Here is a 13,031-nt window from a genome sequence, read left to right on the forward strand (position 1 = left end):
AATTGTTTTAGTAAGAACTAAACTTTTTGTCATGAGAAAATTAATTATTAAGATGTCTATTTCTATTGATGGTTTTGTTGCAGGCATCAATGGTGAAACTGACTGGATGTTTAAAAATGGAGATGATCAGTCAAGAGCTTGGGTCTTGCATATTTGTGAGACAGCAGGTATTCATATCATGGGTCGAAAAACCTTTGAGGTAATGGCGTCATACTGGCCTACTGCCACAAATTCTTTTGCAGCAGCAATGAATAGAATTCCTAAAGCTTTATTCACTAATAACAGTTATGATCCGAAAACAGAAGCTTTCTCTGCCGGGAAAGTTTTTTTTAAACAAGCGCAGCAAGGTAAAGATGTGGTGAATGAGGAAAATATGGAAGCAATTTCTTCCTGGGCAAATGCTCGGGTTTTTGATGGAGATTTAATAGCAGGAATAAAAGCGCTTAAAGCAGAGGACGGAAGCCCGATCTTGGCACACGGAGGTGCTGATTTTATGCGAAGTTTAATTGAAACCGAATTAATTGATGAATATCATCTGATCACACATCCAATTGCATTGGGTACTGGGCTGCCTATATTCGACGGTCTTTCTAGATTTCTCGATCTAAAGCTTGTGAATGTTCAAGTTTTTCCTGGGGGCGTGGTTGCACATAGCTATTGTCCAGTGTAAAAAAACTATAAGAGCTGTAAAATAGGCCAGCTGTCTTGATACGAGATAAAGAATATCATGAAGAAATGTTATGATATTCTTTATCTTGTATATTCAATTAAGGGCTTAAAAATTTTGCGAATCTGCAGAAGGTCCATAACTTGCTGGCAACGGGATGTCATTGAGTCTATAATAAACACCTAATTGTGCTCTATGATGTGTAATTTGGTTTAACGAGTGACGAATAGCACCGTATTTGCTCCAGCTTGCCAGTTCATGGCCATCATTTTTAATGGTCCAGCTTGGAATCAAGTCTTCTTCCTTAGCTGTTTCTAAAGCATTTTTTCCGGTTTCGTAATCTTCGTCCAATTTTTTTAAGAGATCATCCCGGGTCAATAGACTTGTGGGCACATAAGCACTTTTGGCAAAGTCAAGTTCTGAAGTCTTTAAAATGGTGCTAGGCCATTCGAACACTTCGACTAAGTGGGTTGCCAGACGCATCATTTTCATGCTTTTTTCGTGTGGGACATATTCATTCTTGCCTTCAGGGAAAAGTGCAATAAAGTTTTTTGTAATTTGATATTCATTTGCTAATTCTTCTTTCAATTGTGGTAATGTTTCCATGTTTTTTTACTGTAATAATTTAAAATTCGATTAGTTATCCTACTAATAGCCTTTGATCTGGAATTGTTTTTTCGTTTAGTATTTCTTTTCCTGCCAAGGTTAAACAAAGATATAACCACTGTGTGACAGCTATGTGTCAGCATGAATTGGAAGAATCATCAATTTAGGATAAAAATAAAATAGTGCCAGTTCTTATTATCTCATGTTGTTGAAAACTTGGACTGCAAAGACTCGAATAGTTGTTTTTTATAACGTTTATTTAAGCAAGCGCTGCAAATAATAAAGCAGGTCAAGCGAATTGTAAAAAGGGTGAAAATGAGTATATAGTCTAAGTATATTTGATTGGTAATTAATTAAATAAAATTGAACTATGGGAAATAAGAAAGCAATATTCACTTTTGTAGGCCTGGTATTGGTTGCAGTAATTGGTATTGGTATATGGGCTTACCGTCTTTTGGGAAATATGGAGGCGGATCAGGAAAAAACAGAACAATTATCTTCCCGAATTTTAGCTGGTTTTGGCGATCATACCGCTATTTATAAATATCCGGTACAATTGTCCGCAGTAGACTGGGGGAAGAGCTGTCTAATTCTTGAAAATGGCGGTGCCGGTGATTTGGGAATAACTTATAAGGAAAAATGGAACGAGGCATTGGGAACAGTAGATAATTATCCCGGTGATGCTGTCAAAGGCATTGTTATGATAGCGATGGACATGCAGGAAAAAGGAGAGTACGTCAATAAGATCGGTCAAAAAGATAAAGCTTATCAGCGCAATTATATTATCAGCTATGTAGATCTCGACAAGAAGGTAGTCATCGCCCGCGATACCCTATATGGTGAGGAGCCGCCTTTGGTCAATCGTTCCTCCGGTTCGGGAGCAGGTGACTTTCCCTCGGACACTGAAGTTATAGATTCAATCAAAGGTAGGTTGAAATTGTAATTTTTTTCTCCATTTATGGAATTTGGATATTCTTCGCATCCATGCACAAAAGTTGAAGTGCCGGACGAAAGAATCTAGTACTTGGCTTTAGGTAAATTTATCTATTTTTAAAAGAATTTAGCCAGTATCTTAAACATGAAATGGAAATCAATTGTTGTCTGCTTTTTAGCTGTTCTGTATTCTGTGGTCCTTTGTGGGCAATCGAACTTATTCAATAGCCCGCGTGGATCTGCTGACTATTATATTTATAAACTGAGCCCAGAAGTTTTAAGAAAAATTCACCTGGGAGAAAAGAAATTCGATGAAGCTATGCTCAGCGATTTTTTTCTTAAGTATAAGGCCGGAAGTCCACAGCCGACTTTGCCCCCAGGTAATTATGTTCAGGTCCGCGCCAGTGGAGCTGATCTCATTTATCAGGAGTTGATTAGTGATAACCTATATGTCAAGATTATTCCGGCAGAAATTTTTGCGATTTGTCTATACGATTCGCTGGGAACGATTATAAAAGATGCGCAAGTAAAAGTGAAGGGACGTCGCATGTCATTCGATAAGAAGTTTCATTATTATAAAGCTGCCAATGCAAATAGTGACGATATCGTCAGTATTGAACATAAGGGTGTCTATCATTACCTGAGTGTAGAACGGAGTTGGCCTTACAAAGAAAAGGTTCCATTATGGAGAGGAATCAAAAATAGCTGGCTTAGAACAAAGTTTAAGATTAAGAGGTTCTTTCATAAACAAAAAACTGAACGGACAGAAAGCTTTATGGTTTTTAACAAGCCAATGTATAAGCCAAATGAGCAGGTTAAATTTAAAGCTTATCTTGAGGAAGAAAAATGGAAACCTTACCGTGATTCTATTGCCGTACGTCTGACAGGTGGGTATGGATATGCCAAAGATACCGTTTTGGCCCGACTTGCTCCCTATCGTCCAGGAATGTACAACTTTGCATTTGATTTGAAGGGGCTTGGCCTTATCCTTGATAAAGATTATGGGATTTCTTTAGAATCTACAAAAGCCAAAGACGTCTTGCAGCATCAGTCTTTCCGATATGAAGACTATGAGTTAAAAAGCCTAAGCTTTACTATGACGTCCGAAAAGACGAAATATGCCAAAGGAGACAGTGTGCGACTGAAACTAAAAGCTTTAAATGAAAATGAAATGCCCATATATGATGGGAAAGTAGATTTGCGTGTTGTGACAAGTCCACTTTATAAGCTTGATGTTAAACCCAATAAGGTCAATTTTATTCCAGATACATTATGGCAAACGAGCGTTTCGCTCGCAGATGTCGCGGAAAAGGAAATTGTATTGCCTGATTCAATCTTTCCGGCTGACATAGGTCTTACATTTCGGGTTATTGGCACCTACCTAAGTTCGGATAATGAAAGAATTGAGCGAAGTCTTGACCTTAATATACTCAACAGCGAAAAAGAAATTCGTATTGCTGTAAAAGACGGGCATGCAGAACTGAAGTATTTCGAAAAAGGTGTTGCGATGCCAGCAACTGCTCAGCTAATGATATTAGGTGAACATCGTGAAGTGCTGAAGACTGAAAATTTGAGTTTACCTAATTTGGTTTCTATACCTTGGCAGGCCGAAGAAATTGTTGTCAAGTCGAATGGATTCAGTAAAAGTGTATATCTGGAGGATCAGGAGCAGGCACAACTGAATTATCGGTTTTATCGAACTGCGGATTCGGTGATTTTGCATGTCAATAATCCCGCTATGATTCCATTTTGGTATCGTGTCCATCGTGCTGGTCGTACGATTGCTTCGGGTTATGATACCGAACTAAATAGTACATTTTTAGCCCGTGGAAAAGACGGATATAGCATGGAAATCACCTATCTTTTTGGAGGAAAATCAAAAGTTATCCGGGAAGAATTACCCTATGTGGAGAAAAATTTAAATTTGGCCGTCAACACGGCGACGACAGTTTATCCGGGGCAGAAGGCCGACGTAGAACTTTCTGTTACCGATAAGAATGGAAAACCGTTGAAAGATGTCGATATTACGGCCTATGGTTTTACCTCAAAATTTAGGTCTGCAACCACTCCAAATATTACTATTGGTGGTCTGATGCGAAGGGCAAGCGTCTCACAAAATCTTAATTTTAGTTTGGATGATGATGAGAAGGCTCATCAGGGAGCTCTTCAAAATTGGGCAAAATGGTCTAAAGATATGCAGTTGGATACAATGGCTTTTTATCGGTTTTTATATCCCAAAGATTATTATCAGGAGTCTCTTCCTCTAGATGCTGTCAAGAGCCAGATTTCCCCTTATGTCATAGTAAATGGTGCGGTGCAAGGGGTACATCTAGTTTGGATAGACGGCGTGCTGACTTATGCTAAACAAGAACAACAAAATAACAATGCTATTTTTGAAGTTTCTCCGGGGCAGCATGATTTTAGATTTAGGACCAAGGATCGCGATATTCGTGTAAGTGGCTTTTATGTTGACAAGGGAAAAAAGATCATTGTTTCCTTTAATGCCTCACAAGATACGATTGGTTTTACCTATCCCAATAAGGCATTCAGCAAAGGCCAGATTCTAGTTTATCGCTTACCTAAAGAAGATGTCGGTAAGTTGTACAAAAGCGAATTGACTGAATTGAAGCGCCAGTTGATTACAGTAACCAACAATTTTGGAGCCTGGCAATTACCCAATAATAATGCATTGATTGAGATGCCGGCATATATCCAGACAGCGGGAGATCTCTACTACCTCAATCCCGTAAGAAAAACTGTTTACGATAACCGGTTGCGTACACAGGTTCCCGTACCCCTGCTCGTGGGACCATTTCCAAGGACAGAAATGTATAATGGTGTGTCCAAAATAGGTACGCTCCTGGTTGACACAGCGAAAATTGGACGTTTTGAAATTGAAGGGGGCTATCAATATAGTATCTATAAAAATTATCAAAAGCAAAAAAGTTGGGATGGCAATCCTATGCGGATTGATCTGTATGATTTTACGCCAAATTTAGACTTTCAGGCGAGGGTATGGACATTGGATGATATCAAGGCAAACGTAGAACGTACTTTCGAAGAGACCATGCAAAATAGCACGGGACCTGCACAATTTGCTACGGTGAAGAAAGGAAAAAATGAGGCTATTTTTAAATTGAATTTAATTTTGGGCAATGATGTTGCACAAAAAGGCATTCGACCTACATTGATCTTTATTGAACCGACAAATGTAGAGGAGAGAATGTATTTTCGACTGTTTTACGGTGGGCATCGAACTTTTGGAGATCTTCCGGTCGGCGATGTTACTTTGCATATAGTAAAGGATGATTCAACTTCTTTTAGTTTGCCAATCAAACTCAAAGCCAATGGGATGAATTATCTCAGACTGGATTCTATTCAATGGAGCAATGCATCCCAAGCGGCGAGATTGGCTTACAAACTTGTACGCGATGAAATTATTGTACGTACCGTGGAAAATCCATTGCAGGATTCTATAAGACATGGGCAAGAGATTGATCCGCGGCTCTTAAAAATAGACCGGGAAGATTTTAGAGCGAAAAGAAAGAATAATAAGGTCGCAAGGATTTTGGTTTACGATGGTGATACGCCATTAATTGGGGCTAAGGTGAGTGTTTCGGATACCAAAAAACGATATTTCACAAGCTTTGACGGTAGTTTGGAACTTGAGCTCTCTGATGACAAAAATACTGTTCTTGAGATTGCTGCTTTAGGGTATAATACAACTACAGTCAAAGTCTCCAGTGGCAAAGATTATTTCGTGGAGTTAAAGCCAAGCGAAAATCAATTGGATGAAGTGGTTGTTGTGGGGTATGGCGTCCAAAAAAGGCAATCATTGACTGCGGCAGTGAAATCGATCAATGCTAGGATGGATGGGGTGACTACTGGTATGTTACAGGGAGTCGTAGCAGGGGTTCGCATTCGTGGCGCTGCTAGTCCGGCCCCCAATGAAAAACCATTGATTTTAGTAGACGGAGTTCCCTTTGAAGGTGATATTTCAAGTCTTGATCCATCGACTATCGCGTCATTGAATGTGATTAAAGATCAATCTATGCTTGGATTGTATGGTGCTCGGGCCGCCAACGGCGTAGTGATGGTTCAGATGAAAGCTGGAGCATCTGCGGCATCGACAGGTGCTGTGGATATGCCCTATTTGGAATCTGGAAATACGATGCGCGTGAACTTCCGCGATGATGCATTCTGGCAGCCAAAGCTAACTACCGATGCTCAGGGAAAAGCTAATTTTGAAGCGACCTATCCGGATGATATTACCAATTGGCGAACATTCTTTATTGCTAAAGGAAGTAAAAATTTTGCCGACATAAAAGAGCTAAATATCAAATCTTTTAAAGCTGTTTCGGCACATTTGGCGACTCCCCGATTTGCCATCAGAGGTGATCAGTTTACAGCCATGGGACGGGTTGTCAATTATCTTAGCGACAGCTTACAGCTCTTGCGTACCATCAACAATGGACTAACAACGCAGGAGGCAAAGTTAAAAATTGCAAAGTCCTATCGGGATCCTATATCGGTTATTGCCGATCAGGGGGACAGCATCCAACTTGCTTATTCGATCGGATTGTCAAATGGATATTTTGATGGTGAAAAACGTAGCATTCCGATTTTTGAAAAGGGGCTTGAACAACATGAAGGAGATTTTAAAGTGCTCAACAGTACCGAAGAGTATTTGCTAAAAACTTCTCCGGCGCTAGGCGAAATCACCTTGCATGCCGAAGCAAATTCGCTGGAATTTTTACAACGGGAAATCGAATCGATCGATCGTTACAAATTTCTATGTAATGAACAGATGGCTTCCAAATTGAGCGCATTGCTTTCTAAAAAAGAGCTTACAAAATTGATCGGAAAACCCTTTACAGACGATAAGAAAATAAGGGATCTCCTGAAAGAGTTACAGAAAAACAAAAATTCCAATCAGGGCTGGGGCTGGTGGAACAAGAGTGAAACTGTGACCTGGATCAGCAACTATGTGATCGGGGTACTGTTGGATGCCCGAGAAGCAGGATACCAGGTTGAGATCGATACGGAGATCTATGCAGAACGTGAAAAGGCCATGTTGAAAAGCAGCTTGGCTTCGCTGGATCTTCTATTGGATAAAGATCACCTTCACGGAGCCAAAGAGAATTTGTTTAGCTCCCTGCTATATCTGCTCCGGTTGGATCCTAAAACCGATTACAAAAACTATTTCTTCGAAATTGATACAAAACTGAAAAGTAAAACCATCAAGGATAAACTGTTGAAATATCTATTGATTTCAAAACTGGGTATTAAAGATTCACATGCTGCAGATACCGTTCTTAAATACGCATCAAAGGCTGTCTTAGGGGGGCTATATTGGACTTCTGGAGCTAGAACAGATCAGAAAGGCGGATTTTTTATGCGACCGACGGAAACCAATACCGAGAATACACTGTTGGCTTATGGTGTCTTAAGATCAATTGGCGGTCATGATTCGGATTTAGAAAATATCCGTAATTACTTTTTCGCGCAGCGGCAGCAAAACCAATGGTATAATATCTACGAATCTTCGCGTATCATACGAAGTATTCTTCCTGATTTACTGAAAGAGGGTGAGTCTTTCCAGGCACCGGTTATGGTCATCAATGGCAAACGCGTCACTACATTTCCGTATACGCAAAGCTTTAAGTCGGATGAACAGATTAAAGTGCGGAAAGAAGGGACGGGGCCGGCTTTTGTGACAGCCTATCAAAATTTTTGGAATCCAGATCCTGTCATAGAAAAAGAAAAGGGCCTTGCCGTGGCAACGCGTTTTAAGGACAATGGTGCTACGGTAGCGGCGCTCAAGGAAGGGAAGCCGGTAAAACTTGAAGCAAGCGTAACGTTAACTGGTGAAGCTGAGTATGTGCAGATCGAAGTTCCTATACCGGCGGGATGTTCTTATGAAACCAAAACCAATGGATACTATAGAATCGAGGCGCACCGGGAGCATTTCAAAGATCGTGTTGTCATTTTTTGCAACAAACTGGGGAAAGGTACGCATACCTTTGAGATCGAACTTTTACCTCGTTATACCGGGACTTATACTGTCAATCCCGCGAAGGCTGAATTAATGTATTTCCCGACATACTATGGAAACGAGAAAATGAAAGAAATCGTGGTGGAGTAAATATGCTTTTACAAAAAAAAGGGACTTATCACATGATAAGTCCCCAACATATAAAAACTAAAATTAAATTGTGCTATTGATGATCCCATCCACCACCTAAGGATCTGTATATGGCTACGCTTGCTTTGAGTTGGTTGACCTTTTTCTCAACGAGCTCAAATTTGGATTCCAGGGCATCGCGTTGTGTCAGCAGAACCTCCATATAATCTGCGCGGGCGTATTTAAAGAGGTCGTTGGAAATACCGATAGACTCATTTAATGCATCGACTTCCTTGGTCTTAATTTGTAAGCCATTCTCCAGATTTTTAATTTTGGAGAGCTGGTTTGCAACTTCAATATAAGCCGCTAATATGGTCTGCTCATAATGGTAAACAGCCTGAACCTGTCGCGCATTTGCATTATAATATGCGGCTTTAATTGCCCGTTTGTTGATCAAAGGGGCGGTGAGTTCACCAACGAGGGAAGAAAGAAAGGCTTCCGGTTTGATGAGATAAGTCGGGTCAAAAGCTTGAAAACCTACTCCTGCCGCAATGTCCAATGAAGGGTAAAAGCGGGCTTTGGCCGATTTGATATCCAGTTTGGACGCTGCAAGTTCATATTCAGCCTGTTTTATATCAGGTCTGTTTTCCAGGAGGTCGGCCGGGATGCCGGCATAAACGGTTTGCGGAACAAGCTTATCAAATGATTGTTGATCCCTTTGAACCGGCTGCGGGAATCTTCCAACAAGGTAGTTTATTCTATTTTCTGTTTCTGTGATTTTCTGCTTGATATCATATTGCATACCTTGGGTTTTCAATATCTGGGCTTCAAATCTTTTGACGGCAAGTTTATTGGATCGCGCATTTTTCTTCAAATCATTTACCACGACCAGTGCATCGTTTTGAATCTTTACATTCTCATTGATAACCATAAGTTCATTGTCGAGCGCTAGGAGTTCATAGTAAGAATCTGCAATTTCAGCGATCAGGTGAGTTACCATAAAGTTTTTGCCTTCCACGCTGGCAAAGTACCGTTGCAGCTGCGCTTTGGTCGCATTGTGGAGTTTACCCCAGATATCTGTTTCCCATTGTGCCTGTACACCAACTCCAAAATCAAATAGCGGTTCAGGCATTTCGCGTCCGGGTTCGATTTCTGTATTCTTTTCCATCGCTCCAATGTTTGTGTAGCGACTAACTTTGTCGACCCCAGCGCCAACTTTTACGCCTACGGAAGGTAGATATTCACCTTTTTTGGCGCTTACCTCATTTTTGGCTATTTCAATTTCCTGAAGCATAATATGTAACTCCTGGTTGTTTGCTAGTGCCTGACCGATCAGTCCTTGTAGATTGGGATCGCTGAAATAGCTGTTCCATTTGATTTTTCCTGTATTCACGGTGTCGCTGTCAGCATCCCCATATTTTCCGGGAACGGTTCTATTTTCGGCACGTTGTTTTATTTCCAGTGGTTTGCAGGCTGCAAGACTAAGCAAGAAAAGTGCGAAACCTGTATAGTGATATAATCTGTTCTTATTCATAATGTATCATGTCTTCGCTTAATGGTGATTCGTCTTCGGCTTGGATCATTTTTCTTCCGTCAGCCAATTTTGCAAAAATGTAGTAGAGTCCGGGAATGACAATAACGCCAAAGATTGTTCCGACGAGCATACCTCCCAGCGCTGAGGCACCTATGGTATGGTTACCAATAGCTCCGGCACCACTGGCAAAGACAAGTGGTACAAGTCCAGCGATAAATGCAAATGAGGTCATGAGGATCGGTCTGAAACGTGCTCGTGAACCCTCAATAGCTGCTTCCAATATGCTATCGCCAGCTTGGCGCCTTTTCACGGCAAATTCTACGATAAGCACCGCATTTTTACCCAATAAACCAATAATCATGATCAACCCGACCTGCGCATAGATGTCATTTTCAAGTCCCATAGCTTTTAATAGGAAGAATGATCCAAAGACACCAACTGGTAGCGACAACAATACCGCAAACGGAATGATAAAGCTTTCGTACTGCGCAGCAAGTACAAGATATACGAAGACTAAGACAACTAAAAAGACATAAACGGCTTCGTTTCCACGTTGAGCCTCATCATAGGACAAGCCCTCCCAGGCAACTTTATAGCCATGTGGTAATGTTTGAAGTGCAGTTTCGTTGATTGCCTGAATAGCGTCGGCCGTTGTATATCCATTTGCCGGAAGTCCACGGATGGCGGCCGAATTGTACATGTTGTAGCGCGTGATTTCGTTTGGTCCCTGTGTTTTTTTTAAGGTCATAAAGGCCGAATAAGGAACCATCTGGTCATGATCGTTTTTGACGTAAAGGTTCATGATATCGGAAGGTAGCCTTCTAAATTCTGGTGAAGATTGTACATAGACTTTGAAGAATTGACCGAAACGGATAAAACCCTGCTCATAGGTACTACCGATAAGGATATTGAGGTTGTCCATGGCTTTACCAATGGAAACGCCTTTTTGCATGGCGGCGTTATTGTCAAATACCAATTCGTATTGTGGGTAGTTAGCGGCAAAGAATGTAAAGACCCCGGTCAGTTCCTTACGTTTCTTTAAATTAGCGATAAACGCTTTATTTACTTTATCGAAATCTTGGTAATCGGTGGTTCTATTGAGGTCCAGCAGGCGCATGGAGAAACCTCCAGAAGAACCAAACCCAGGAACAGCGGGAGGTTCGAAGAATTCAACCGTTGCACCTAGATTTTTTGATTTTTCTTCGAGTTCTTCCATGATCTCTTTAACGGAGTGTTCACGTTCACCCCAGGTTTTGAGGTTGATAAGACAGGTTCCGGCATTCGATCCACGACCTTCGGTCATGATTTCATAACCTGCCAGTGATGAGACAGATTCTACGCCATCTACCCCTTGACAGATCTTCTGGAGCTCTCTGGAAAGCTTATTGGTCTGTTCCAATGTTGATCCTGGAGGAGTCTGAATAATGGCATATATTGTGCCTTGGTCCTCACTCGGTATAAAACCTCCTGGAAGCGTTTTGTTAATGACGAAAATTCCGACACAGAATGCTATTAAGATACCCCATGTAATCACTCTTCGGCTGGCAATTTTACGAAGTAAGGAGGCATACTTGCCCGTTATTTTATCAAAAGTACGGTTAAAAAGGTCGAGCGATTTAGTGAATACGTTTGATTTTTTTGGTTTACCATGGTTATTTTTCAGGAGCATCGCAGCCAGCACAGGAGTAAGGGTTAATGCGACTACTGCAGATATCACGATGGAACTGGCCATGGTAATTGAAAATTGACGGTAAAATGTTCCGACAGGACCTGTCATAAATGAAATGGGGATAAAAACGGCAACCATAACAGCTGTAATAGCGATAATAGCACCTGCGATTTCGGCCATGACTTCTTTTACAGCACTGTACGGCGATATGGCACTTTCTTCCATTTTGGCATGTACGGCTTCAATGACCACAATGGCGTTGTCTACGACAATCCCAATGGCAAGCACCAACGCAAACAAGGTCACTAAGTTGATCGACATGCCGAACCATTGGATGACGAAGAATGTACCTATCAACGAAACGGGCACGGCGATGATCGGAATCAAAGTCGAACGCCAATCGCCCAGGAAAATAAAGACGACAATGGCAACTAAAATAAAAGCATCGCGTAGGGTATGCATCACCTGTTCGATAGAAGCATCCAGGAATTGGGATACATCATAACTGATTTTATAGTCTATTCCTGGAGGAAAGTTACCTTTCATCTCCGCAAGTTTTGCCTTCACATCTTTGATAACGTCATTGGCATTACTACCATAATTCTGTTTCAACACAATCGAAGCCGAGGGATGCCCGTCTAAATTGGAATAGATGTCAAAGAATTCACTTCCCAGTTCGACTTTAGCCACGTCTTTTAACTTGATGTTTTCACCGTCGCCGTTTGCGCGAACGATAATATTGTCATATTGTTCAGGTGTATTGTATTGCCCTTTATAGGTTAGGACATATTCGAGGGATTGCGCAGCAATACCTGAGCTTTGTCCCAGTCGACCTGGACGGCCGATGATACTTTGTTCTCCTATCGCTTTCATCACTTCGTCAACCGACAAGCTGTAAGCTCGCATACGATCGGGATTTAACCAGACGCGCATGGCATATCTACGGCTACCTAAGATTTGCGATTTGGCGATTCCGTGGATACGATTGATTTCAGGAATGATGTTTACAGTTGCATAGTTGTACAAGAACTTTTCATCCATGCTTTTATTGGTACTGTAAAGATTCACGTACATCAGCATACTGGGCTGAATTGGATTGACGACGACTCCTTCCTTTTGAACAAGTTCAGGCAAGAGTGGCATAACCTGATCCACCCGGGTTTTCACCAGTACTACGGCATCGTTGGGGTCTGTTCCAGGATCAAATACGACGTTTACGGTTGCTTCACCGGCACTGGTCGCATCGGTTGCGATATAGCGCATTCCCTGTACACCATTGATTGCATTCTCCAGTGTAATCAGTGAGGATTTTACAAGTACATCAGCACTTGCACCAGGATAGGCAATGGAGACCGCCACAGTTGTCGGTGCGATTTTTGGAAATTGCTCTGTAGGAAGTTGCTTTATGGCCAAACCTCCGATAAATAGGATTACCACCGATATGACAATAGCAAATACCGGTCGATGTATTACTTTTTTAAACATAATGCTGCTTTTT

The 13,031-nt window shown here is 41.3% G+C and carries 6 protein-coding genes; 3 read left to right on the forward strand and 3 right to left on the reverse strand.

Going from position 1 to position 13,031, the window contains the following annotated elements; all coding sequences use genetic code 11:
* Window positions 1-31: 31 nt before the first annotated feature.
* Complete coding sequence (locus tag OK025_RS14160) at window positions 32-670, forward strand: dihydrofolate reductase family protein (RefSeq protein WP_317664637.1); 639 nt, start codon at window positions 32-34, stop codon at window positions 668-670.
* Between the two features lie 105 nt (window positions 671-775).
* Here the strand turns inward: OK025_RS14160 and OK025_RS14165 are convergent, their stop codons facing one another.
* Complete coding sequence (locus OK025_RS14165) at window positions 776-1,273, reverse strand: DinB family protein (RefSeq protein ID WP_317664639.1); 498 nt, start codon at window positions 1,271-1,273, stop codon at window positions 776-778.
* Window positions 1,274-1,643: 370 nt separating this feature from the next.
* Between OK025_RS14165 and OK025_RS14170 the strand changes: the two genes are divergently transcribed.
* Both OK025_RS14170 and OK025_RS14175 read left to right on the forward strand, forming a co-directional pair.
* The gene (locus OK025_RS14170) at window positions 1,644-2,216 is read left to right on the forward strand and encodes a hypothetical protein (protein ID WP_120336345.1); all 573 of its coding nucleotides are present in this window, start codon (window positions 1,644-1,646) and stop codon (window positions 2,214-2,216) included.
* Window positions 2,217-2,351: 135 nt separating this feature from the next.
* Window positions 2,352-8,351, forward strand: coding sequence for an alpha-2-macroglobulin family protein (locus tag OK025_RS14175; protein ID WP_317664641.1), 6,000 nt, complete (start codon window positions 2,352-2,354; stop codon window positions 8,349-8,351).
* A gap of 73 nt (window positions 8,352-8,424) precedes the next feature.
* Here OK025_RS14175 and OK025_RS14180 read toward each other — a convergent pair whose 3' ends face one another.
* Window positions 8,425-9,864 carry an efflux transporter outer membrane subunit gene (locus tag OK025_RS14180; protein WP_317664642.1) on the reverse strand — a complete coding sequence of 480 codons (1,440 nt, stop codon included), beginning with the start codon at window positions 9,862-9,864 and terminating at the stop codon, window positions 8,425-8,427.
* Window positions 9,857-13,018 carry an efflux RND transporter permease subunit gene (locus OK025_RS14185; protein WP_317664644.1) on the reverse strand — a complete coding sequence of 1,054 codons (3,162 nt, stop codon included), beginning with the start codon at window positions 13,016-13,018 and terminating at the stop codon, window positions 9,857-9,859. Before OK025_RS14185 ends, OK025_RS14180 begins: the two co-directional genes overlap by 8 nt.
* Window positions 13,019-13,031: the final 13 nt, after the last annotated feature.

The organism is Sphingobacterium sp. UGAL515B_05 (assembly GCF_033097525.1).
In the GTDB taxonomy this organism is placed as follows: domain Bacteria; phylum Bacteroidota; class Bacteroidia; order Sphingobacteriales; family Sphingobacteriaceae; genus Sphingobacterium.

Coding starts and splice junctions, on each gene's coding strand:
- OK025_RS14175 (WP_317664641.1), top strand. CDS start 2,352: ATGAAATGGAAATCAATTGTTGTCTGCTTTTTAGCTGTTCTGTATTCT.
- OK025_RS14180 (WP_317664642.1), bottom strand. CDS start 9,864: ATGAATAAGAACAGATTATATCACTATACAGGTTTCGCACTTTTCTTG.
- OK025_RS14165 (WP_317664639.1), bottom strand. CDS start 1,273: ATGGAAACATTACCACAATTGAAAGAAGAATTAGCAAATGAATATCAA.
- OK025_RS14160 (WP_317664637.1), top strand. CDS start 32: ATGAGAAAATTAATTATTAAGATGTCTATTTCTATTGATGGTTTTGTT.
- OK025_RS14185 (WP_317664644.1), bottom strand. CDS start 13,018: ATGTTTAAAAAAGTAATACATCGACCGGTATTTGCTATTGTCATATCG.
- OK025_RS14170 (WP_120336345.1), top strand. CDS start 1,644: ATGGGAAATAAGAAAGCAATATTCACTTTTGTAGGCCTGGTATTGGTT.